The 22,099-nt window shown below is 62.0% G+C and carries 20 protein-coding genes and 3 pseudogenes; 15 read left to right on the top strand and 8 right to left on the bottom strand.

The features are described 5' to 3' along the window. Positions 1-75 precede the first annotated feature (75 nt). The 7 genes and pseudogenes from ACSFA8_RS20400 to ACSFA8_RS20370 form a co-directional block, all read right to left on the bottom strand. Positions 76-231, bottom strand: a pseudogene (locus tag ACSFA8_RS20400) (IS3 family transposase); the annotation flags it as partial. Between the two features lie 125 nt (positions 232-356). Beyond that, the gene (locus tag ACSFA8_RS20395; protein WP_435481288.1) at positions 357-623 is read right to left on the bottom strand and encodes a transposase; all 267 of its coding nucleotides are present in this window, start codon (positions 621-623) and stop codon (positions 357-359) included. A gap of 498 nt (positions 624-1,121) precedes the next feature. Further along, positions 1,122-1,415, bottom strand: coding sequence for a BrnA antitoxin family protein (locus tag ACSFA8_RS20390; RefSeq protein ID WP_435481287.1), 294 nt, complete (start codon positions 1,413-1,415; stop codon positions 1,122-1,124). After that, on the bottom strand, positions 1,372-1,647 hold the full coding sequence (locus ACSFA8_RS20385; protein WP_435481286.1) for a BrnT family toxin: 276 nt from the start codon (positions 1,645-1,647) through the stop codon (positions 1,372-1,374). The genes ACSFA8_RS20390 and ACSFA8_RS20385 overlap by 44 nt, the downstream gene beginning before the upstream one ends. Before the next feature lie 297 nt (positions 1,648-1,944). Next, entirely contained in the window at positions 1,945-2,319 is a 375-nt protein-coding gene (locus ACSFA8_RS20380; RefSeq protein WP_435481285.1) for an acyl-CoA thioesterase, read from the bottom strand. 122 nt (positions 2,320-2,441) lie between these two features. Continuing rightward, a complete protein-coding gene (locus ACSFA8_RS20375) occupies positions 2,442-2,765 on the bottom strand; it encodes a PaaI family thioesterase (RefSeq protein WP_435481307.1) in 324 nt (107 codons plus the stop codon). A gap of 114 nt (positions 2,766-2,879) precedes the next feature. Further along, positions 2,880-3,677, bottom strand: coding sequence for an IclR family transcriptional regulator (locus ACSFA8_RS20370; protein WP_435481284.1), 798 nt, complete (start codon positions 3,675-3,677; stop codon positions 2,880-2,882). A gap of 170 nt (positions 3,678-3,847) precedes the next feature. Here ACSFA8_RS20370 and ACSFA8_RS20365 point away from each other — a divergent pair, with 170 nt between their 5' ends. From ACSFA8_RS20365 to ACSFA8_RS20305, 13 genes and pseudogenes are all read left to right on the top strand, one after another. Next, entirely contained in the window at positions 3,848-5,404 is a 1,557-nt protein-coding gene (locus ACSFA8_RS20365; protein WP_435481283.1) for an acetate--CoA ligase, read from the top strand. Positions 5,405-5,435: 31 nt separating this feature from the next. Further along, on the top strand, positions 5,436-6,593 hold the full coding sequence (locus ACSFA8_RS20360; RefSeq protein ID WP_435481282.1) for an FAS1-like dehydratase domain-containing protein: 1,158 nt from the start codon (positions 5,436-5,438) through the stop codon (positions 6,591-6,593). 135 nt (positions 6,594-6,728) lie between these two features. After that, a complete protein-coding gene (locus ACSFA8_RS20355) occupies positions 6,729-7,970 on the top strand; it encodes a CaiB/BaiF CoA transferase family protein (protein ID WP_435481281.1) in 1,242 nt (413 codons plus the stop codon). A gap of 29 nt (positions 7,971-7,999) precedes the next feature. Then, positions 8,000-8,965 carry a Bug family tripartite tricarboxylate transporter substrate binding protein gene (locus tag ACSFA8_RS20350; protein WP_435481280.1) on the top strand — a complete coding sequence of 322 codons (966 nt, stop codon included), beginning with the start codon at positions 8,000-8,002 and terminating at the stop codon, positions 8,963-8,965. Positions 8,966-9,061: 96 nt separating this feature from the next. Then, the gene (locus ACSFA8_RS20345; RefSeq protein ID WP_435481279.1) at positions 9,062-10,681 is read left to right on the top strand and encodes a carboxyl transferase domain-containing protein; all 1,620 of its coding nucleotides are present in this window, start codon (positions 9,062-9,064) and stop codon (positions 10,679-10,681) included. Between the two features lie 98 nt (positions 10,682-10,779). After that, entirely contained in the window at positions 10,780-11,571 is a 792-nt protein-coding gene (locus ACSFA8_RS20340) for an enoyl-CoA hydratase/isomerase family protein (protein ID WP_435481278.1), read from the top strand. A gap of 27 nt (positions 11,572-11,598) precedes the next feature. Next, a complete protein-coding gene (locus tag ACSFA8_RS20335) occupies positions 11,599-13,593 on the top strand; it encodes an acetyl/propionyl/methylcrotonyl-CoA carboxylase subunit alpha (RefSeq protein WP_435481277.1) in 1,995 nt (664 codons plus the stop codon). Positions 13,594-13,636: 43 nt separating this feature from the next. Then, on the top strand, positions 13,637-14,557 hold the full coding sequence (locus ACSFA8_RS20330; RefSeq protein ID WP_435481276.1) for a hydroxymethylglutaryl-CoA lyase: 921 nt from the start codon (positions 13,637-13,639) through the stop codon (positions 14,555-14,557). A gap of 59 nt (positions 14,558-14,616) precedes the next feature. Continuing rightward, positions 14,617-14,865, top strand: coding sequence for a hypothetical protein (locus ACSFA8_RS20325; RefSeq protein ID WP_435481275.1), 249 nt, complete (start codon positions 14,617-14,619; stop codon positions 14,863-14,865). A 457-nt stretch (positions 14,866-15,322) separates the two neighbouring features. Next, positions 15,323-17,185: a M48 family metallopeptidase gene (locus tag ACSFA8_RS20320; protein ID WP_435481274.1), complete on the top strand. Its 1,863-nt coding sequence runs from the start codon at positions 15,323-15,325 to the stop codon at positions 17,183-17,185. Between the two features lie 552 nt (positions 17,186-17,737). Continuing rightward, positions 17,738-18,439 carry a hypothetical protein gene (locus ACSFA8_RS20315; protein ID WP_435481273.1) on the top strand — a complete coding sequence of 234 codons (702 nt, stop codon included), beginning with the start codon at positions 17,738-17,740 and terminating at the stop codon, positions 18,437-18,439. Positions 18,440-18,577: 138 nt separating this feature from the next. After that, the gene (locus ACSFA8_RS20310; protein WP_435481272.1) at positions 18,578-18,817 is read left to right on the top strand and encodes a hypothetical protein; all 240 of its coding nucleotides are present in this window, start codon (positions 18,578-18,580) and stop codon (positions 18,815-18,817) included. 60 nt (positions 18,818-18,877) lie between these two features. After that, positions 18,878-19,090 (top strand): annotated as a pseudogene (locus tag ACSFA8_RS20305) (hypothetical protein); the annotation flags it as partial. A 169-nt stretch (positions 19,091-19,259) separates the two neighbouring features. Here the strand turns inward: ACSFA8_RS20305 and ACSFA8_RS20300 are convergent. Further along, entirely contained in the window at positions 19,260-21,122 is a 1,863-nt protein-coding gene (locus ACSFA8_RS20300) for an AI-2E family transporter (protein WP_435481271.1), read from the bottom strand. An 81-nt stretch (positions 21,123-21,203) separates the two neighbouring features. Between ACSFA8_RS20300 and ACSFA8_RS20295 the strand changes: the two are divergent. Together ACSFA8_RS20295 and ACSFA8_RS20290 are read left to right on the top strand one after the other, a co-directional pair. Further along, a pseudogene (locus tag ACSFA8_RS20295) lies at positions 21,204-21,398 on the top strand (DUF1801 domain-containing protein); the annotation flags it as partial. Between the two features lie 320 nt (positions 21,399-21,718). Next, complete coding sequence (locus ACSFA8_RS20290) at positions 21,719-22,093, top strand: DUF2145 domain-containing protein (RefSeq protein WP_435481270.1); 375 nt, start codon at positions 21,719-21,721, stop codon at positions 22,091-22,093. The last annotated feature ends 6 nt before the right edge of the window (positions 22,094-22,099 follow it).

The raw sequence follows: 22,099 nt of genomic DNA, 5'->3' as shown, positions 1-22,099 counted from the left end.
CCACACGTCATTGACGCTCTTGGCTAGTTGCAGCGGCACGAGTTCGTTGGCGGGCCGCTTGACCTTCTTGCGCTGGCGCACCGCCAGGTTGGCAGCGCTGTAGAGCCTGTAGACCTTCTTGTGGTTCACGCCCGGGAAGCGCGGGCGCAGCATGTCGTAGATGCGCCGATAGCCAAAGCGCCGGCGCGCATGGGCGATCTCGACGATCTTGCTGCTGAGCTCTTGGGACATGGCATCGACCTCGGGTGGATTGCGATAGCTGTCGCGGGAAAGCCCCACAAGCCTGCATGCGCACCGCTCGCTCAGATCGCATTGCTCGATCATGGTGGCGATGGCTGCACGCTTGGCCTGTGGGGCTATCGCTTTACCCCGAAGGCGGTGTTCAGCGCGTGGATGTCCAGATGGGCTTCAGCCAGCAACTTCTTGAGCTTGCCGTTCTCGGCTTCGAGTTCACGCAAGTGCTGGGCGTCGGACACGTTCATGCCGCCGTACTTGGCGCGCCATTTGTAGAAGGTGGCGTCGCCGAAGCCGCCCTTGCGGCACAGCTCCTTGATCGGAAGGCTCGCCTCGGCCTGCCTGACAAAGCCGACGATCTGCTCGTCGGTGAATCTGCTTTTTCTCATAGCCGTCATTCTCCAAGTTGACGGACTTCACTTCGTTTACGCTGGTACGGCTGGGTGGGGGGAGGTCACCCGCGCTTGCGTTGAAGGAAGATGTCGCGTCGCTCAGGTGCGAGCGCATCGCAGTCCACTGCAGGCCATTGCGGCCCCCAAGTTGTCCGCCGAGCGTCGGCATCGGCATCGGCATCGGCATCGGCATCGGCATCGGCATCGGCATCGGCATCGGAAACATAGAACCGATTCGTTTCAGATCGATGACGCTATGAGTACAACTTCGCTTGAAACGATCGCCGATGTACAACTTCTCTTGCAAGAAAAGGCCCGAACGGACTGGCGATGTTGTGCTCGCTCATAGGGCGACACCACTCACTCAGTAGAAACAACTTCTCTTGTGCGAACGGATCCGCCGCCTAGCACCCCCGGCATGGCTACCAGATCGGCCGGAGGCTCGGTCACTGCGACTTTGAAGTCGCCGCCTCCCCCAAGCTGCAATCGCGATCTCTATCGACGTGAGTGTTGCGCGACGTACTCCTTCAGCGCTCCGTCCATTCGAGACTGCCAGCCCTCCCCAGTGGCGCGGAAGAAGTCCACGACCTCCCGGCTGTACCTGACCGAGAGCAGCACCTTGCTCGATGCCGAACGCGGGCGGCCACCACGGTTACCCGTGGCCCGCACCAGCATGTCGTCCGTCAGTTCCGGCAGCTCGTCATATTCCGATGCGCCCACCTTGTGGGCATCCACCTTTGCCAGATCAGAGCCCAAGCTGCGGGCCGATCCGCTCTTGTTCGCGTTCATTGGCTTTCCCCATGCTGAAGATGTGGCGATCCGCGCCACGCGGGGTGTAGCCGACCACGACCATGCGACCGGCGAGCAAGCCAAAGCAGATGATGCGAGCCTCGCCGTAGTCCCTGCGGTCGTCTTCGACTTCCAGGGTGTCACCTTCGAATACGAGTAGAGCATCAGCGAAATCTAGACCCCGCTCGGCGAGCGTCTTAGCTCGCTTGACAGGATCAAAGGTCACACGCATGAGGTTGTTGTAGCTACACAAACCTCTTGATGCAAATGACTTGATGGATCAATCCAAGGCCGCGGCGAACTAAATTCCTTGGTCGACCAGGTGAGCCATGTCAGCAGGGGTTGGCCGGGCGAGAACATTGCGCCGCGCGCTGACGCATTGCACTTGGGCCTTGTGGACGAGGCCACTTATGACCGACTCGTCGATCTGCGAGGCTTGGCGGGATTTTTGCCCCCTTTCCAGCAATGGGAGTTAGCGGGCTCGCCGTAGCGAGCTACGCTTGAAGAGCGCATCCGCTTCTGCTCCTATTCACCCAATGGGCGCAGGACGGCCACCTTCATCCAACGCCACGTATGTCATCACGCAACTGGTCACCACTTCTTTGGCACTTCCGTTTCTACGCTCGGTCGTTGCTGAAACTTCTACGCTGATGGACGTAGTTCCGACCTTCTGGGTAACGGCATAGAACGTCACGATGTCACCCAACAGCACGGGTTTTGCGAATACAAGCCTCTCCACTCCAACCAAGGCAAACCGTCGACTAGAAAAGCGCGCGGGTAGCACACTGCCGGCTTGATCAAGCTTGCTCATGACCCATCCACCGGAGATTTTGTCGTCCAAAACGGTATCTGCTGGCATTGGAATCACGCGCAAGACGACTTCTGGTTCGGCACGGAGGCTCATAGGGGAAACGTCTTGATTAGTTGCGGTCATCTTGAAGTGTTTGCGCGGTTTGCTGCCCAGTGCCGCACGTCTTGTTGATCTTCAACAGAGTTCGCTGCTGCACTCGGCGCTCGTTGTTGGCTTCAAGCTGCGCTGCTCATGATTTTCAGCAGCGCTGAAGCGCGCAAGACAGCATTCTCCCCCGAATGAATTTCTCCGTCCACGAACACCAAGCTACCGGTAGCGTGCGTGACATGTCCGGTCGCTTTCAGAAAGTGATTCTCGCGCGCGGCGCTCAACAATTTTGTTTCCATCTGAATGGTGACGCAGATCCGACGGCCCACAGCCTCCCACGCAATTGCGCTAAGAACATGGTCTATCAAGCTCATGAGCAATCCACCATGCACGACGCCAGCCGGATTGAGATGTTGCGCGCACGGGAGAATTCCATAGGCCCAAGCGCCCATTTCCTTTTTGGTCCAGAGCGGGCCTATTAGGCCTGCGTATCCCGAAAGCACGCGAGGCTTCCAACCCTGCGCTACGAGAGACGATTCTGTTGAGGTTGTGGCGTTCATTCTTGGCTATCGTTGAGTCGAGAGATGCTCCGAGAGATTGCTGGCTTCAGCCTGCATCTCCTTTGCTAAAGCACTGCTCTGTGTTGTCGTGAACCTGTCCGCAACCCCGGCCGCAACCAATGAGTGCGTCATGCGGCCGCCGCCGTCGAAAACGGGAACCGCAATCACCATGATGCCGCTGATGTAGGTGTTGCGGTCAATGCTGAAACCCCGGCGTCTCACCGCCTGAACCTCGGCGCGCCATGCTGGAAGATCTGGCGGCTGGTCCCACCGCAACGCTTTGAACCGTCGTTCAATGTCCTTGTCACTCACCTCCGTGAAGGCGGCAACCAGCCTGCCTGTAGCGCTGATCAGGGCAGGGAAGCGACTCCCAACGTCCACGTGAAGACTGAAGGGAGCTTGTGAACGAGCGATTGCCAGAACGACCATGTGGTCCAGGCCAGTGATCTCGACACCAATGGCTGTCAGTCCCCAGGAGTTGCTCAACTTGTTGAGAACGGGCTGTACTAGCGTCGGGAATGGATTGCGCTCGATGACGCTCTTGGCAAGCGCCAGCATGCCCACGCCGAGGCTGTATTGCTTGGTACCGGTATCGACCTTCACCAGCCCTTCATCCACCAGAACCCGCAGGATATGGAGACAAGTGCTGTTGACCATCGACAGTTCCTGCGCAATGGCCTTGAGCGGCAGAGGAGCCGGACTGCGTCCGAGCAGCCGAAGAATAGCTATCGCCCTTGAAACCGCGGGTACATCGCGTATGCGCGGGCCGGCAGTTGGGGGATCTACAAAGGTGGTGGTCGTCATATAGCTCTCCGCTTCAGTTTGCCGAGCATACGAGAGAGGGCTCTTCTGGCATTCACTCTTCGGAACTCATTTCTGTCATTGTACTAATACAATTCTAGAACGCTATTGACAATTACAAAGCACGCGCGCAAAGTTCACTCCACGGTTTGCAGAACGCGAGAGACAAAGACATGACCAAATTGACTGAATACACGTCCTACTCAGATGCACAGGCGAACTGCTCGTCCGCGAAGCTATGGGAGCTCTTCGACGGCAATCGCGAGCAGATGAACATTGCGCACGAGTGCATCGACCGTCATGCAGGTGACGGGCGCGCAGCCATCGTTCTAGTGCGGGCCGCGGGTGAGGATGAAGTACTGACGTTTGACGAACTCTCGAAGGACTCGTCACGATTTGCACACTTTCTCCTCGAAAGCGGCGTAGCAGCCGGTGACCGCGTTGCGGTGATGCTGGAACCTTCGCGCGAGTTCTACGTTGCCATGTTCGGCGCCATGAAGATGGGCGCAATCGCCGTACCCCTCTTCACACTGTTTGGTCCTGATGGAATTCGATTGCGCGTTCAGGATTGCGAGCCGGCGATGCTCGTGACCAACGAGGAGAAGGCGCCACTCGTCAGTCCGTCAGCGCGTTTGAGGGTAGTGGTAGCCAACAATGGCTTCCTTGGGAGTCTTACCAGCTACCCTGATAGCTTCGAATGCAAGACTCGGGCGGACGACCTCGCGATCTTTCAGTACACGTCCGGGACGACGCGTGAACTTCCAGGAGCTGTCAAACACACGCACCGTGCCCTCGTCACACTCATGTTGGCAGCCTTGTACGGCACCGGCATCAGGCCAAAGGATCGATTCATTTGCCCCTCGTCCCCGGCTTGGGGGCATGGCCTCTGGCACGGAACCTTGGCCCCACTGGCGCTTGGGGTCACTATCGGTGCGTACTCGGGCAAGTTCCACGGAGAACGCCTGCTCAAGGCTCTCGAGGACCACCGGTTCACCAACATCTCGGCAGCGGCCACGCACTACCGGATGATGCGAAATTCCGGTGAAGCATCGAAGCACAAGTACTTCCTCGAGAAAGTATCGTTTACAGGCGAGCCGATCGACAGCGAAACCGCGCGGTTCGTGGAAGAGACTTTCGGTCTCCCGGCCTGCAGCATGTACGGCACCACGGAAATTGGCGTTTGCCTTGTCAACTACCCGGGCTCCCAGGATTTCAAAGTCAAATCCGGTTCGCTGGGCAAGCCAGTCCCTGGACTGAAGGTCGAAGTTCAGGATCCGGCAGGCGCTCCCTGCGCACCCAATGTGACGGGTGAACTGAAGCTGTGGCGCGGCGGCGAATGGATTGCAACGAAGGATCTGGGCCGGGTCGACGAAGACGGCTACTTCTGGCACGGCGGGCGCGCTGACGACGTCATCATCTCGGCTGGCTGGACGATCGGCGCGGTCGAAGTGGAGGATGCCATCCTCAAGCACCCGGACGTCAGGGAGGCTGCCGCGATCGGCGTGCCGGACCCCATACGCGGCCTGGTCGTCAAGGCCTTCGTCGTGTCCCCGCGTGCTGGAAGCGATGCCTTTGTCGAGGAGATCCAGGAACTCGTGCGTACCGGCTTAAGCCAGCACGAGTATCCGCGCAAGGTCGAGTTCGTCGACGAACTGCCGAAAACCCCCGCCGGAAAAATTCACCGCAGAAAGCTGCGCGAGCAAGAAGCCGCAAACGCACTGGCCGCATAAACCCATTTACCACCACCCAGCAGGAGACAACATGTCCGTAACCACCGCCGAGCGCACCACCACCGAGCGCACGTTCCCAAAGATCACCGAGAGTGGCCTCGATGATTTGCGCCAGCGCATTGGCCAAAAGATTGGCGTTACGGCCGAGCCTTGGTGCCACGAGGCAACCCGGGACAACATCCGCCACTATGCACACGGCATCGGCGATGACAACCCACTTTGGTGTGATCCTGACTATGCGGCAAAGACCAGCCACGGGGGAATCCTTGCTTTGCCGAGCTTCCTGTTTTCCACGAGCCGGATCGTTTCCGGTTACGTCGGCGGCCTGCCCGGTGTTCATGCCATGTGGTCGGGCGCGGATTGGACCTGGCACAAAAATGTGCGTCGCAACGATGAAATTCACACCGAGGCCTACCTGAAAGAGTTGATCGAGCATCAGACTCGCTTTGCCGGCCGGGCAATCCAGCAGATCTACCACGTCGACTTTTTCAACCAGGAGGGCGACAAGGTGGCCGAGGCGGACAGCTGGTGTTTCCGAACCGAACGCGATCACGCTCGTGAGGCCGGGACAAAGTACAAGGAAGTGCGCGCCCGCGAGCCGCGCCGCTACACGCCGGAAGAGATTGGTGAGGCCTTCAAGCTCTATGCGAAGGAAGAAGTGCGTGGCGCCACGCCTCGCTATTGGGAAGACGTCAAGGAAGGCGAGGCATTGCCCGTCATGTTCAAGGGGCCGATGACCGTTACGGGATTTATCGCCTACGCGCAGGGATGGGGTGGGCTGTACATTCGTGCGAATAAGCTGGCCTGGAAGCTGATTGACGCCCACCCCGGCGTCGGCATCACCAATCGCTTTGGAATTCCCGACGTGCCGGAGCGCGTCCACTGGGAAGAGGATTTCGCGTTGGAAGTGGGCGCCCCGGGCGCCTATGACTACGGCCCCGAACGCACGTCGTGGCTGACCCATCATCTGACCAACTGGATGGGAGACAGCGGTTTCCTGCGCAAGGCGAGCTGCAAGATCCGCCGGCACAACCCCGAAGGCGACATGCTTTTCATCAAGGGAAGCGTCAAGCGGAAATTCGTCGAGAGCGGTCGCCATCTGGTTGAAATCGAGCAGGAAGCCCGCAATCAGGATGACGAACTGTCCGTGCTGGGATCGGGCATCGTCGAACTGCCGACACGCGGCTAAGCGTGTCCTAGCGCGCCTGTTGCCCGCAGGGGCCCGGGCGCCGCGACGGACTCTTCCGTCGAGATTCATTCATCGCTTTCGCCGCGGTGTCGCACAACGCGACCTCGAGGCGCAACGGTGACCACACGGAGGTCGATGATGTCCTGGGGATCGCAAAGCGCATCCACCGCTCACTCGGCGCGCCACGGCGCGCTCGCCGGGGTGCGCGTACTAGACCTGTCTCGCGTGCTCGCCGGGCCACTGTGTACGCAGATGCTCGCCGATCATGGCGCGGAGGTCATCAAGATCGAGCCACCGGCCGGCGATGAAACCAGGACGCTGGGTCCGCCCTTCGACGCAAACGGCGAAGCTGCGTACTTTACGGCTGTGAACCGGGGCAAGCACGCAATCGGGTTGGATCTATCGACTCCTGAAGGCCAGGACACCCTGCTTGAATTGCTCGATGGAGTGGACGTCCTGGTGGAGAACTTTGTTCCCGGAACGATGAACCGCTGGGGCCTCGACTACGAAGCTGTGTTGTCGCGCAAGTTTCCTCGGCTTGTGTACTGCTCGATTTCCGGGTTTGGAAGTGACGGGCCTTTGGGTGGCTTGCCGGGCTATGACGCCGTCTTGCAGGCCATGTGCGGTCTGATGAGCATCAATGGCACGCCTGAAGGGGGACCGACGCGCATGGGCATACCCATCGTGGATCACTTGACCGGCTACACCGCACTTACGGGCATCCTGCTTGCGCTTGTGGAAAGGGCGCGCTCGGGTCAAGGCCAGCGTGTCGAGGCGACGCTTTTCGACACGGCCATGAGCCTGCTGGTTCCTCACGCCGCCAACTGGATGTACTCGGGTGAGGAGCCTCGTCTGCTAGGGAGCGCACATCCCAACATTTCGCCCTATGACAAGTTTGCTTGCAGCGATGGTCTTATTTTTCTTGGGATCCTCAACGATCGGCAATTTAAGCGCTTTTGCGAGCACGTTGGGCTGACTGATCTGTGGGCAGACGAGCGTTTTGCGACCAATGCAATGCGCTTGAGGAATCGCGACACGCTGCGCGAGCTGATCGAGGGGGTTTTAGGCACCCACTCACGAGCGACGCTGTGTTCGGAACTAATGCTTATCGGCGTTCCGGCGGGAGCGGTGAACTCGATCCCCCAAGCCTTTCAACAGGCACATGCACTGCATCGGGCAATGCGCGTGGATCGTGACGACTATCACGGTATCGGCATTCCGGCACGCCTTTTCCGAACCCCTGGCATCCCCGGGGAATCGCCTCCATCGTTTGGCGCTCATACCAATCAGATCCTGCTGGATGCAGGCTTCCCGATAGAGCGAATAGACAACCTGCAATCGCGCGGAGTGATTCCGAAGAGCCGCAGGCAAGGCTGAGTTTGAATTCATAACTAGGAGACTAAGACATGAGATTTCTGAAGTTCATTGGTGCCTGCGTGGCATCGTTCGCGCTGCTTCATGCGGCGTACGGACAAGGCTATCCCGCAAAGCCTATCCGTATCATCGTTCCGTATCAGGCAGGACAGGGAACGGATGTCGCCACCCGATTCATTGCGGAGCAATTGAGCAAGGCGTTGGGGCAGCCGATCGTTGTGGACAACCGGGCAGGGGCGGGGGGAAATATCGGCGCATCCGAGGCCGCCCGCGCGCCGGCGGATGGCTATACGTTGCTGATGGGCACCAACGGTACGCACGTGCTCAACCAGTTTCTCTATCCGTCAATGAGTTTCGAGCCCGAGAAGGATTTCGAGCCGCTCGGTTTGGTAAGCACCTTCCCCATGGTCGTTGTCGCCAACCCTTCCGCGCCATACAACACTGTCACGGATCTTCTGGCAGATGCGAAAGCACGGCCCGACGTCGTGAACGTGGCGCTTCCCAGCACAACTGCGCGCCTGGTTCTAGAGCTGCTTCGGGAGAAGAGCGGCATCAAAGTCAGCGGGGTCCCGTACAAGGGATCCGGCACAGCGATGACGGACATCATTGGAGGGCAAGTGCTAGTTGGTATCGATACAGCGAGCGCAGTCCGGGCTTTTGTTGCGAGCGGCAAGCTCAAGGCGTTGGGCGTGACCTCTCTGCAACCCTCTGCTTTGCTCCCACAAGCAAAGCCGATTTCCGCACAGGGACTCGAGGGATTTCAGGTGGTGGCCTGGAACGGCTTGTACGCGCCACATGGAACACCACCTGCCGTGGCTCAGAAGCTGAGCGCGGAGCTGGCAAAGGCGTTGGCGCAGCCAGATGTGCGACAACGCCTCCTCGAGTTGGGACATGAACCCGCCGCCTCCACTTCTCCGAAAGACCTGGCCGATTTCGCGCGCATCGAAAGGGCGAAGTGGGGCCTGGTCATCAAGAACGCCGGCCTCAAAGCGGACTGACGCAAAACTTCGGTTCCTCGATATATAGAAAGGGCACTCTTCTCCGGTTCGATTGCACTGCAAGGAACTGGAGCGGATGCTAGTACGACATAGTTCATGAGCAAGCTCGAATCCAAACTCAACCCCCGCTCTGCGGACTTCCAGGCCAATGCCACCGCGATGCGCGCGCTGGTCGATGACCTGCACCGGCAGTTCGCGAAAGTGGAGCAGGGCGGCGGCGAGGCGGCGCGTGCCAAGCATGTGGCGCGCGGCAAGCTGCTGCCGCGCGACCGCGTGGCCGAACTGCTCGACCCCGGAACGCCCTTTCTCGAGATCGCGCCGCTGGCCGCGCATGCGATGTACCTCGACGGCAAGGGCGCAGAGTCCGCGCCCGGCGCCGGGCTGATCACCGGCATCGGCCGCGTGAGCGGCGTCGACTGCATGATCGTCTGCAACGACGCGACCGTGAAGGGCGGCACCTACTACCCGCTCACCGTCAAGAAGCACCTGCGCGCGCAGGAGATCGCCGAGCAGAACCGCCTGCCCTGCATCTACCTGGTCGATTCGGGCGGCGCGAATCTGCCGAACCAGGACGAGGTGTTCCCGGATCGCGACCACTTCGGCCGCATCTTCTACAACCAGGCGCAGATGAGTGCGCAGGGCATCGCGCAGATCGCGGTGGTGATGGGCTCCTGCACGGCCGGCGGCGCCTATGTGCCGGCGATGAGCGACGAATCGATCATCGTCAAGGACCAGGGCACGATCTTTCTGGGCGGCCCGCCGCTGGTGAAGGCGGCGACCGGCGAGGTCGTCACGGCCGAAGATCTGGGCGGTGGCGATGTGCACACGCGGCTGTCGGGCGTGGTCGACCATCTGGCGCAGAACGACCTGCACGCGCTGGCGCTGGCGCGCTCGGCGGTGGCGAACCTGAACGCGGCGGCGCCGCCGGCCACCGCTGCGGCGATGCAGGCGCCTGCGTTCCCGCCCGAGGAACTCTACGGCGTGATCCCGACCGACACGCGCAAGCCCTTCGACGTGCGCGAGATCATCGCCCGCATCGTCGACGGCAGCGAGTTCCACGAGTTCAAGCAGCGCTTCGGCGCCACGCTGGTCTGCGGCTTTGCCGAGATCGAGGGTATGCCGGTGGGCATCATCGCCAACAACGGCATCCTGTTCAGCGAGTCGGCGCAGAAGGGCGCGCACTTCATCGAGCTCTGCTGCCAGCGCAAGACACCGCTGGTGTTTTTGCAGAACATCACCGGCTTCATGGTCGGGCGCAAGTACGAGAACGAAGGCATCGCGCGCCACGGCGCCAAGATGGTGACGGCCGTGGCCACCGCCAACGTGCCCAAGTTCACCATCATCATCGGCGGCAGCTTCGGCGCCGGCAACTACGGCATGTGCGGCCGCGCCTACAGCCCGCGCTTTCTCTGGATGTGGCCCAACGCGCGCATCAGCGTCATGGGTGGCGAGCAGGCCGCGAGCGTGCTGGCCACGGTGAAGCGCGACGGCATCGAACTCAAGGGCGGCAGCTGGAGCAAGGACGAAGAGGAGGCCTTCAAGGCGCCGATCCGCCAGCAGTACGAAGACCAGGGCCACCCCTACTATGCGACCGCGCGCCTGTGGGACGACGGCATCATCGACCCGGCCGACACGCGCCGCGTGCTGGCACTCGGCCTGGCCGCTGCGCGCAATGCGCCGATCCCCGAACCCAGGTTCGGCATCTTCCGGATGTAGGGATGTGTTTAGTCACCACCCTGCTCGCCTCGGTGGCCGCATGCCTGCCGAGCAATCTTCGCCCCGAGACCATAGATGCGACCTAACCGTACGATGCCATGACCTTCACCCGCTTATCCCTCGACGTCGAGGGTTCCATCGCCAAGATCTGGCTCAACCAGCCCGACACGCGCAACGCTTTCGACGATGCGTTCATCGCCGAACTCACCCAAGCTTTCACCGAAGCGGGTGCCGTACCGCAAGTCCGAGCTGTCGTGTTGGGCGCCAACGGTTCGGCTTTCTGTGCTGGTGCCAACCTTCAGTGGATGCGACGCATGGCCGACTACACCCACTACGAGAATATCGTTGACGCGGGTAAGCTCGCCGCAATGCTTCGCACCATCGCAGAGTGCCCGAAGCCGACCATCGCTCGCGTGCAAGGCGACGTTTACGCCGGAGGCATGGGGTTGGTGGCCGCGTGCGATATAGCCGTAAGCGTTGACACTGCTTGGTATTGCCTGAGCGAAGTGAAGATCGGCCTTGTTCCCGCCACCATCAGTCCCTACGTGCTGCGGGCCATGGGGACGCGGGCCGCTCAGCGCTATTTCCTTACGGCAGAGCGTTTTAGTGCCACCGAGGCGCATCGGATCGGATTCGTGCATGAGGTCGTCGCGGCAGATGCGCTGGATGTCAAGGTGGCTGATCTCGCCAGTGCCTTTGCCGGCGCAAGCCCGACCGCTGTAAGCATCTGCAAGCAGCTCATCGCCGACGTGGCAGGTCGCGAGATCGACGATACGCTGGTTGCTCGTACGGTCCAGGGAATCGCCAACATTCGGGCAAGCGAGGAGGGACGAGAAGGGGTCAAAGCCTTCCTCGAAAAGCGAAATCCGACTTGGCTGCTGCCGCAGTGAAACGCTGGATCATTGGAGACACCCCGAATGTTTAAGAAGATCCTGATCGCGAATCGCGGGGAAATTGCCTGCCGCGTCGCTGCCACCGCGCGCCGCATGGCGATCCGCACCGTGGCCGTGTACTCCGATGCCGACGCCCACGCCAACCATGTCCGTGCCTGCGACGAGTCGGTGTATCTGGGCGGCAGCGCGCCCAAGGACAGCTACCTGCGTTGGGAAAAGATCCTCGAAGCGGCCAAGGCCACCGGCGCCGAGGCGATCCACCCGGGCTACGGTTTCCTCAGCGAGAACGAAGAGTTCGCACAGGCCTGCGCGGATGCGGGTCTTGTCTTCATCGGGCCGCCGCCCTCGGCCATCAAGGACATGGGCCTCAAGGCCGAATCGAAACAGCTGATGGAAAAGGCCGGCGTGCCGCTGGTGCCCGGCTACCACGGTGCCGACCAGGATCCGGCGCTGCTGCAGCGCGAGGCCGACCGCATCGGCTACCCGGTGCTCATCAAGGCCAGCGCCGGCGGCGGCGGCAAGGGCATGCGCGCAGTCGACAAGAGCGCGGACTTCGCGGCGGCGCTGGCCTCGTGCCAGCGCGAGGCGATCAACAGCTTCGGCGACGACGCGGTGCTGATCGAGAAGTACGTGCAGCGTCCGCGCCACATCGAGATCCAGGTGTTCGGCGACACGCACGGCAATTGCGTCTACCTGTTCGAGCGCGACTGCTCGGTGCAGCGGCGCCACCAGAAGGTGCTCGAGGAGGCACCGGCGCCCGGCATGACCGAGGCCATGCGCCAGGAGATGGGCGCGGCGGCGGTGGCAGCTGCCAAGGCGGTCAACTACGTGGGCGCGGGCACGGTGGAGTTCATCGTGGAGCAGCGTGACGGCGGCGCCATGAATTTCTTTTTCATGGAGATGAACACGCGGCTGCAGGTCGAGCACCCCGTCACCGAAGCCATCACCGGGCTCGACCTGGTCGAGTGGCAAGTGCGCGTCGCGTTCGGCGAGCCACTGCCGCTGCAGCAGGGCGAACTGCGGATCCACGGCCACGCGATCGAGGCGCGCATCTGCGCCGAGAACCCCGACAACAACTTCCTGCCCGCAACCGGCTCGTTGCACGTTTATCGCAAGCCGCAGCACACCGCGTTCCAGCGCAGCCGCGTGCGCATCGACGACGGTGTGCGCGAGGGCGGCGAGATCTCGCCGTTCTACGACTCGATGATTGCCAAGCTCATCGTGCACGGCAGCACGCGCACCGAGGCGCTGGCGCGGCTCGACGCGGCACTGGCGCAGGTGCACATCGTGGGCGTGTCGACCAACGTGCAGTTCCTGCGCGGCATCCTCGCCACCGATTCGTTCGCCAACGCGAATCTCGACACCGCGCTGATCGAGCGCGAGCGCGCGGTGCTGTTCGACCGCGAACCGCTCGGCCTGCCGCTGGCGGCGGCCGCATCGATCGCGCGCACGCTGCTGGACGAACGCGCGACCAACACCGGCGACCCGTTCAGCCGCCGCGATGGCTGGCGCTCGCTGGGCGTCGCGCAGCGCATCTTTTCGTTCGAATTCCGCGGCGCGCCGCAGAGCGCCACGCTGCGCTACCTGCACGACGGCGCGCTGATGCTCGCCGTGGGCGATGTGTCGGGGCCGCTCGACATCGGGCGGCTGCCGGACGGGCAGTTCGAGGTGTCGTTCAACGGCGCGCGCCACACCCTGGACGTGTATGCCAACGATGCGGTCGCGCACGTCTTCGCGGCGCACGGGGCCACCAAGATCCTGGCGATCGACCGCCTGGCGCATGCCGGCGACACGCATGCCGAGGGCGGCCGCCTCACCGCGCCGATGCCGGGCAAGGTGGTGTCCTTCGCGGTCAAGTCCGGCGACAAGGTTGCCAAGGGCCAGCCGCTGGCCGTGATGGAGGCCATGAAGATGGAGCACACCATTGCCGCGCCGGCCGACGGCACGGTCGAAGAGCTGCTGTATGCGCCGGGCGACCAGGTCACAGAGGGCGCTGAATTGCTGAGGATTGCCTCCTGATTGCCAGGAAGTCCGTCAGGGCAAAAGAAAAATAGGCGTTGGAATGGCATATCCCACCCGCACCAAGCTTGTAGACGTCGGCCCGCGCGACGGCTTGCAGAACGAGAAGCAGCCGGTGGCCGCCGACATCAAGATCGGCCTCGTGCACCGCCTGCAGGACGCCGGCCTGCGCGAGATCGAGGTCACCAGTTTCGTCAGCCCCAAGTGGGTGCCGCAGATGGCCGACAACGCTGCCGTGATGCACGGCATCACGCGCAAGCCGGGCGTGCGCTATTCGGTGCTCACGCCGAATATGAAGGGCTTCGAGGCTGCCATTGCCGCACCGCGCAACGAATGGCCTGATGAGATCGTGGTGTTCGGCGCCGCCACCGAGGCTTTCAGCCAGAAGAACATCAACTGCTCGATCGCCGAGAGCATCGAACGCTTTGCGCCAGTGGTGGCGGCGGCGCGCGAGAAGGGCATCTACGTGCGCGGCGCGATGTCGTGCACGGTCGGTTGCCCGTACGAGGGTGAAGTCGCCCCCGAAGCGGTCGGCCGGCTCGCGGGCCTGATGAAGGGCATCGGCGTGCAGCATGTCGGCGTGGCCGACACCATCGGCGCCGGCACGCCGGTCAAGGTGCAGCGCGCCATCGAAGCCACGCTGGCGCACTACGGCATCGACGACATCTCCGGCCACTTCCACGACACCTACGGCCAGGCGCTGGGCAACACGCTTGCCAGCCTCGAGATGGGGGTGTGGCAGTTCGACACCTCGTCGGCTGGCCTCGGCGGCTGCCCGTATGCCAAGGGCGCGACCGGCAACGTCGCGACCGAAGACGTGGTCTACATGCTGCAGGGCATGGGCATCGAGACGGGCATCGACCTTGACCGCCTCATCGACGCCGGCGTCTACATCAGCCAGGCGCTGGGACGCGAGCCGAATTCGCGCGCGTCGAAGGCGATTCGAACCAAGCGGGCTGCCTGACCCTCCACGGCTCATATCAAATGACAAGCTGCGTTAATAAACTTACAAAAGAGTGACAGATGATCCGTCAACTGAAATCTATCAAGCAGATCGAGGCACTGCTCGTTGCCGAATTTGGCAACGAAGGGGCACTTGCCAAGATCACCCCAAAAGTTGCCCTTTACGCATCTGCTAGTCCAAGCGAGTGCAATTGGGACGTCGTCGAATGGAATGGATTGCCTGAGCGGTTCGCCAAAAATCCGCGGCTCAGCGCCCGGGTCTCGGAGTTGCGGCAACGCTACAAGGCGATCTTTCCCAGCCAGTGCTAGTTGGCCCATCAGATGGCCGGACAGCTCGCGCAGCCTTGGTCAGGTCTGCGTTATCCCGCCCGCGATGACACGGAAGATGGCGCGGCACAAATGGCCGGTGATTCTTTCGGCGAGTCAAGTCGTATCCCGAGAAAGATGGGTAAGCGGCAACGACGCGTAATGCGCATGTCCATCCTTCTACTCGCTCGGCCACCTGACCCCGAACGAGTTCGTCAACCACAGGTCAGATCAACAGCCAGAAGGCCGCCCGACTCCAGTCTAGAACTGACCGGTTTCGGGGGAAACGTCAAAAGCAACCATACCTCTAGTTCTGAAAAGTCCAGAATTCGGGGGAAACGTCACAGGCGCTACATCGCGAGTAGACCGTGGTCTGAAGTACGGGGCAAGGTCAAAACGACACAGAAAGTACGATCACCCGCGATAAGCTATCGCCAAATTCTTAACTACAGATACCCAGATGGCCTCCGCTCGCACTGTTCGGTCAGAACTCGTACGCACGCTTGTCCTGACGCTTTTTTCCCTTTTCGCCATACCAGCTGCGACCCTGCTCTTCACGCAGTACGTGGCACGCACCCAAGACGCCGCTTTCCTGCAGTCCATCGAGCAACGGATTGCGGCCAACCCCAAGCTCTCGGGCCAGGAAAAGGATGATGCACTGGGCTTCTACCGCAGCCATCCGCTGTCGGGCGCCTGCGACGCGCCTGCAGAAGAGGATCGGGATTTTCATGACAAGGTCTGCGAGCCTTACTCGTTCTATTGGCAATTCCACTGGGCCGACCGCCTCGCCTTCTGGACGCTGATCGGCGGCGCTGTGCTGCTGGTGGCGGCACTGGCGCTGGCGGCGCTCGCGTTCGTCAATCGCGGGCTGCGGTATGCAAGTTTCGTGACGGGCTGGCGGCTGATGACCGTGTCGAGCGCGGCAGAAGTCTTGGTGCAGGGAGCCATGTTGGTCTGGCTCTCCTTCTGGCTCACCGCCTATTTCGGGGAGCTCTACTCCGTCAAGCTGGTGGGTATCGCCGGGGTTCTTGCGGCCATGGCCGTCTTCTATGCGTTCTGGACGCTGTTCAAAAAGCTTCCCGTCAGAAACGAGATTGAGGGCGAGTTGCTGGCCGACGCCGATGCCCCCCGGCTGTGGCAGCGCGTTCGCGAGCTGGCCGCCAAAGCCCAGGCCGCACCGCCCGACCAGATCATCGCGGGCATCGACACCAATTTCTTCGTCACTGAGTCACCCTGCACGGTGGGCAATCACCCATTGAAGGGCCGCACACTGTTCGTGAGCGTGCCGCTGGTCCGCGTGCTGAGCACCGCGGAGGCAGATGCCGTGCTGGCGCACGAGCTGGCCCACCTGGGTGGAGGCGACGCGCGCAGCAGCGCATTGCTCGGACCCAAGCTGCGTCAGTTCGACCAGTACACCTGGGAGATGCGCAACGGCGGCCTCACCATCGTTGTTCACTACGTGCTGCGTCTGTACCGCATGATTTTCGCGTTCGCCCTGGCACGGGACAGCCGCGAGCGCGAATACATGGCCGACCGCACCGCGGCCGTGCTGACCGCGCCGGAGTCGATCGTGCAGTCCCTGATCAAGATTTCGGCCTATGCGAGCTATCGCAACGACGTCGAGCGCCGACTCTTTGCCGAGAGCCGCCGGCACGAGGGCGATCTGGGCATCGCGCGGTTCGTTGCCGAGGGCCTGCACCCCTATGCCGGATCCGCGGACTTCCTGGAGACCATGAAGACCGCCGGTGTGCCCCACCCGTACGACAGTCATCCCCCCTTGCACGAACGCATGCGCAACGTGGGATACAGCGTCGAAGAAAGCCGGTATGCAGCGGTCGTGACGGCAGTGCCGCCGGCGACTTGGGTCGACGACATGCCGACTGCGGCTGCGATCGAGCAGCGGCTGTGGAGCGCGTACGAGCAGCGCTTCGCCGCCGATCACGAACACAGTCTGGCCTATCGGTATGAGCCGGCCAACGAGGAAGAGCGGGAGATCGTACTGCGCCACTTTCCGACCGTCGTCTTCGAAGTGGCCAAAGGCAGCCTGATCGAAATCACCTATCAGGGCATACATGCCGCGTCCTGCGAAACGGGCGCGATCTCATGGGACGAGGTGAGCGGCCTGACACTCCAGGACGGAAAATTCGGCGCGCTGGTCGTGGCGCACCACGACAAGGGATTGCTGGGCGCGCGCAAGACGAAGATTCCCCTCAAGGGCATCGGCAAACAAAAGGACGCTTTCAACCTTGCGGTCGGCAAATACTGGCGGCGTCATCAGATCATGCGCGCGCAGCAGGAGGCAGCGCGAACGGTATCCGCCTGAAGTGCGGGAGCACCCCTGACTGCGGACTCGAGGGCTGCGTTACCCCGGGCCTCCTTCTTCCAGCAACCAGTTCTGTCAACGATAAGGCATCATTTCTTCGGCCCGGGAATATGGGAATTTGCACGAATCTCTGCCCGGCAGACGGGCTTGAGTACGCATAGCAAAGTGGATCGCTGACAACTGTCGGCTTTGTCGAGCCGGGTGGTACCCGTGGCATGCGAGGCTGCCGCCGAAGCCGTTCAGGGTGCAGTTTCGCGACCTTCTTTGCGGTGGTCGCGAGCCGTCAAGTCCTGCAAATGAACTCGTGCAGGTTGGCCCGAACAGCGCCCTGCGGGCAGCTGGTTCCGGTATTGCGCAATCGCTGCAGGCCCCTTCTAGTAGAACCAATCGCGAGCTTCTGGGAGATTGCGACCCGTCAGCGCCGTCCAGCAGCCGATTCGCTTCCGCTTCGACGTGATCCTGGATCGGTGGACGGCGCAGGCTCTTGATGCGGATTCTCAATTCGTTCAAAATAATGGTGTAAATCATTTACACCATATTAGAAAATCCTCAATGACCAACATCGACCTGACTCATAGTGGGACGGCTTTCGAGCCCAGCGACGCGACCGACCCGGCAGCGATCGACTCCGCGATCCAGGCACCAGCAGAGTCGCCAACTCCCGCCACAACGGAGCGGCCATCGAACTCACCAACCGCGACGCCCGTTCCGCGCAAAAAGCCGGCGGTCAAGAAGGCGCCAGTGCGCAAGCCCAAAGTAGCCGCGACGAAGAAGGCGGCCGCCAAGAAGATCTCGCCTCGGATGGCCAAGCCAGCAATACCCCTGACCACGAAGTCCCCGGCGAAAAAGGAAACGGTGGTCAAGAAGGTGTCGACCAAAGTCGACGTCAAGACCGCCGCGTCCAAAAAAATGAAATCAGCTAAAAAAGCAGCTGCCAAGAAGACAGCTGCGAAGAAGACGGGGCCACTGAAGGCCAAGGCTGTAAAGGCTGTGGTCGCGCCGCCTCAGGTCTCACGACCTCCTGAAACCAAAGCCAAGCTCGTGCGCGACAGTTTCACGATGCCCCAGCAGGACTTCGGTCTGATTGCCGTCCTCAAGGATCGCGCGCTAGGTTTCAAACGCCCCGCCAAGAAGAGCGAGCTTCTGCGCGCCGGGCTGCACGCGCTTCAACAGCTCACCGATAGCCAACTGGGCGGCGCGCTGGATTCGCTGGCGCCGCTGAAGGCTGGACGTCCGAAGAAGAAGGCCAACTGAAGCCTGCGGGGCAACCACGGGTCATTGGCGATGCCTGCGCCAGGGCGTCTAACCTAGAGGGGGCGGGCGCTGGGATGAGTGCAAGAGGCTTGAATAGCCTTCCCAGCTGTGCCTGCCGCCCCTTCGGAGAAGGCGGTCGTGACCAAGGGCGAACAGGGTCTGATGCTCGGACTCCGTGGCTTCAACGGCCTCGAGCTCGCGCTTTACCTGCTGCACCGAATCATCGCCTTCCCCGTAGCGATCCTTCAGATCCGTCAGGAGATTCTTCAATTCGCAGAGATATCGGGACATGTTTATCGCTCCTCAAGAAGAAAAGGCAAGCGCAGCCCGGATGGGAAAGGCTGGAAACATACCCCAATGGCCCTGGCGAAGGCGTAACAAAACTATGGCGCTAGCCTGTCGACCTATGTACTGCTGGGCCTCGACTACGCTGACGCTTTGACGGCATCGGCGTTGCTGACCCGGGAGGTTGCCAAGCAGGCTGATGGCCTGCGCATCTACGGCGCCGGCATCGCCTCGTCGTTTACCGAGACGGTTTTTTCGCTCGACGATGCCTCGCCCAATCGCATCGGCGTCGATCTCGAACGCGTCATGCGAACCAACTACCGGATCGACGATTTCCAGGAAAGCTACTTCGTCATCGACAATCTGGATCAGTGGCTCGAACTCGCGAAGATCGACTTCGCGCCGCTGTACCAGCGCATCGCCGGGCAGCCCGACTACCAGCCGGGCACGGTGCTCGCGACCGACGCCGTGCTCGCAAGAGGCACCGGCCGGGATCACGACGCCAAGCGCGCTGCAGCGCGCGCACGAGTCTTGGCTAGATTGCCTTCGTGCCTTGCACGACAAACGCCTCGGCCTCCGAGTACGAGTGAAGGATCAGATCGACATAGTCCAGAACAAGGTTTTCTGGAACCGCAGTCTGGTCGAGCGGCAACCTCACCGTCGCCATGACTGCATGCGGCATGGAAGCTCGCATTTCTGTCGCGACCGCTTGCCACTGCTCGAGGGCTTCTTGCGATGGATAGGCAAGAATTGCCGTACCGACCAGGCTCGATTTGTCGGCCATCGACGGATCCTGCGGCTCGCTGAGCGACACGCTGCGAGCGTCCACGTCGTCGCTGCGCAAGACCCGCACAAGGAGTTCCGTCAGGAAGTCGTCTCGCTCCGACCCGAATCCCACGCACAGGACAATCGAGTTCGACGGCACGTCGAGCCGCCCTTGCCAAGGCCCCAGACGGGCCTCGCGCATCTTGCGCAGGTAGGTTCCAACGCTCGCGTCCGAGAGCGAGACCGTGGGGCGGCGGCGGCCCTTTCGCTCGCCAGACTGAACGGCAGCCAGGTTTTCGGCGAGGCCCACGATGGTTGTGTTGATACGCGCGCTCTGTCTTTCGTCGATCCGCCTGTTCCGGAAGTCTGCGCCTGCCAGGGCCAGACCCGGAAGCAGGGCGTAGTCGCAATACTTCGCGAAACTGGCCCGGCGCAGATACGCACGCGCGTCCTGGATGATCGCCGACGTGTTGCCAGACAGGGCGCGCTGATAGAAGCGTTGGCCCCCATCGAGCCCGGGTGCATCCGTCAAAAGAATCGCGAAGGGCTCCAACGCGCGCACGTGCCGGCCTACGACAACGATGCACAAGGTAAGTGGCGTAGACAAAAGCAGGCCGACGGGCCCCCACATCGCGCCCCAGAAAAGCGCCGACACGATGACTGCGAGCGGGGCAAGCCCGGTGCTGTGTCCGTAGACCTGTGGCTCCACGACGTGGGCGACAAGAAGCTCCAGCGCTGCGAAGAGCCCCAGGCTTGCCAGCACCAGCGACCAGCCGGGATCAACGGCTGCGCCAAACACCGCGATCAAGGCGGCTGCGCCCAGCACGCCGACATAAGGAACGAAACGCAGCAACGCGCTGATGGAGCCCCACAGCGCGGCATGCGGTATGCCGATCGCCCAAAGACCGACCCCCAGCACGGTGCCGAACGCGATGTTCACGACGAACTGCGAGAGGAAGAAGCGGGAGATGCCCTCTGCCGTATCGCTCAGTGCCTGGACGGTGGGGCCCAGTTCCGCCACGCCAATGACCCGAATGAAGCGGTCGCCGAGAGATTCATGCTCCAACAGGATGAAGACCAGGAGAATGAACACGATGCCCGCTTCACCCACGGGCCCCCACACCGATGACAGAAGTCTCGACAACATGTCGCCGGCCGAGGCAGATGCCTGGCGAATCTGGACGGGGAGCGGCTCGTTGCCCGAGCCATTCGCCGATCCAGACCGCTCTGCCGTTGGTTGGGAGGGGGCGTTTTGCGACAGCGCGCCCTTCAGCTCCGCCTCGATCCGCTCGAACGGGCGCACCGTGACTTCGCGTATCGATTCGACCTTCGAAGCAATGGCAGCCCTGTATTGCGGCAGGCCCGCGCCGACCGCAACAAGCTGAAGCGCCAACACGGCACTCATCCAGGCCACGCAGGCGGCGACCAGCAGCACCGAAACCAGTGTCGCTGCCGTGCGCCCCAGGCCCGTGCGCTTGAGCTTGCGTGACAAGGGTGCGATCACCAGGCCCAGAACCGCCGCGACCGCGATGGGCCGCAGGACGTCCTGGCCAAAATGCAGCAGCGCCAGCAGGCATGTTGCTGGGACTACCCAGCCGATATTGAAACGTTGTTGCGATACCCACTTGTCCATGCTTGGCCCATGCGTTCGAGTCGTGATTGAGGAGGCGCAGGCCCCGTTGAAGTGGGGCCGCAGAACTTCTAGGATGAGAACATGAAAAAGTCAGACACGCACCAAGGCCAACCGGCATCGGAACTCATCTCGCAAAGAATCGCCGAACTCGGGGACTGACGTGGGAAAACCATTGGCAGGATGCGCAAACTCATCAAGGAAGCGGACCCGGACGTCGTCGAGGAGTGGAAGTGGATGGGCACTCCGATCTGGTCGCACGGCGGCATCCTCTGCACCCGCCCCTGCTGGTCGCCGTTCGCCGCGCCGGACGCACGCACACTTCGCCGCGTTGCCCCACCTTCTGTTTGGCGGCGATGCCATCGCGACGATGCCCAAACATGCTGCCGCCGCAATTGCGGCGCGAACAGGACTACAGATGTTTGCCTGCCCGTTGACCATGCCGCGCTATGCAGTCGAAGTCGGATGGCGAACCGATGCACTGCGCGATGCAGCCGTCTCGGAAGTGCGACGCGTGCTGCTTGGTGTCCTTCGGATCACGCGATGGGCTTAGGCGCTGTGACATCGGATGGCGTGGTTCGCGCGCAGCTCACCAGTGGGTGATCGAGTTGATGGCTGTCGCGTGGGCCAACCTGGCTGACGGGGAAGACCTGCGCGAGCGTGCCCAGATCTGGCTGCGCACAGCGCCCTATCTGCCCGAGCCGGTCGACGTCGGTTCCCACTGGTTGATGTTCGCGTCGAACTTCGTGCCGCTCCTGCATCTCGACGACCACCCGGAAGCGGATCGCTTCGCGCTGAAACTGCGTGTCAGCCTGCCTTCGACCGTCGAATCCTTTGCACGGGACCAGCTGACCGCCAGCGAACGCGTCGAGCTGTGCCACAACGGCGGACAGGTCGTCGTGCACCGGGGCTGGCGCGCCATCGCCGAAGGTTGTCGCCCGGACGCGAACGACCGTGTCATGCCCATCGATTGAAGTGGT

This window comes from Variovorax nitratireducens (assembly GCF_051216545.1).
Taxonomy (GTDB): domain Bacteria; phylum Pseudomonadota; class Gammaproteobacteria; order Burkholderiales; family Burkholderiaceae_C; genus Variovorax.
This window is presented reverse-complemented; position numbering and strand designations above follow the sequence as displayed.

Excerpts from the sequence above, each read along its gene's own strand:
- ACSFA8_RS20395 (WP_435481288.1), bottom strand. The coding sequence starts at position 623 with ATGAGAAAAAGCAGATTCACCGACGAGCAGATCGTCGGCTTTGTCAGG.
- ACSFA8_RS20390 (WP_435481287.1), bottom strand. The coding sequence starts at position 1,415 with ATGAACGCGAACAAGAGCGGATCGGCCCGCAGCTTGGGCTCTGATCTG.
- ACSFA8_RS20385 (WP_435481286.1), bottom strand. The coding sequence starts at position 1,647 with ATGCGTGTGACCTTTGATCCTGTCAAGCGAGCTAAGACGCTCGCCGAG.
- ACSFA8_RS20380 (WP_435481285.1), bottom strand. The coding sequence starts at position 2,319 with ATGAGCCTCCGTGCCGAACCAGAAGTCGTCTTGCGCGTGATTCCAATG.
- ACSFA8_RS20375 (WP_435481307.1), bottom strand. The coding sequence starts at position 2,765 with ATGGGCGCTTGGGCCTATGGAATTCTCCCGTGCGCGCAACATCTCAAT.
- ACSFA8_RS20370 (WP_435481284.1), bottom strand. The coding sequence starts at position 3,677 with ATGACGACCACCACCTTTGTAGATCCCCCAACTGCCGGCCCGCGCATA.
- ACSFA8_RS20365 (WP_435481283.1), top strand. The coding sequence starts at position 3,848 with ATGACCAAATTGACTGAATACACGTCCTACTCAGATGCACAGGCGAAC.
- ACSFA8_RS20360 (WP_435481282.1), top strand. The coding sequence starts at position 5,436 with ATGTCCGTAACCACCGCCGAGCGCACCACCACCGAGCGCACGTTCCCA.
- ACSFA8_RS20355 (WP_435481281.1), top strand. The coding sequence starts at position 6,729 with ATGATGTCCTGGGGATCGCAAAGCGCATCCACCGCTCACTCGGCGCGC.
- ACSFA8_RS20350 (WP_435481280.1), top strand. The coding sequence starts at position 8,000 with ATGAGATTTCTGAAGTTCATTGGTGCCTGCGTGGCATCGTTCGCGCTG.
- ACSFA8_RS20345 (WP_435481279.1), top strand. The coding sequence starts at position 9,062 with ATGAGCAAGCTCGAATCCAAACTCAACCCCCGCTCTGCGGACTTCCAG.
- ACSFA8_RS20340 (WP_435481278.1), top strand. The coding sequence starts at position 10,780 with ATGACCTTCACCCGCTTATCCCTCGACGTCGAGGGTTCCATCGCCAAG.
- ACSFA8_RS20335 (WP_435481277.1), top strand. The coding sequence starts at position 11,599 with ATGTTTAAGAAGATCCTGATCGCGAATCGCGGGGAAATTGCCTGCCGC.
- ACSFA8_RS20330 (WP_435481276.1), top strand. The coding sequence starts at position 13,637 with ATGGCATATCCCACCCGCACCAAGCTTGTAGACGTCGGCCCGCGCGAC.
- ACSFA8_RS20325 (WP_435481275.1), top strand. The coding sequence starts at position 14,617 with ATGATCCGTCAACTGAAATCTATCAAGCAGATCGAGGCACTGCTCGTT.
- ACSFA8_RS20320 (WP_435481274.1), top strand. The coding sequence starts at position 15,323 with ATGGCCTCCGCTCGCACTGTTCGGTCAGAACTCGTACGCACGCTTGTC.
- ACSFA8_RS20315 (WP_435481273.1), top strand. The coding sequence starts at position 17,738 with ATGACCAACATCGACCTGACTCATAGTGGGACGGCTTTCGAGCCCAGC.
- ACSFA8_RS20300 (WP_435481271.1), bottom strand. The coding sequence starts at position 21,122 with ATGGACAAGTGGGTATCGCAACAACGTTTCAATATCGGCTGGGTAGTC.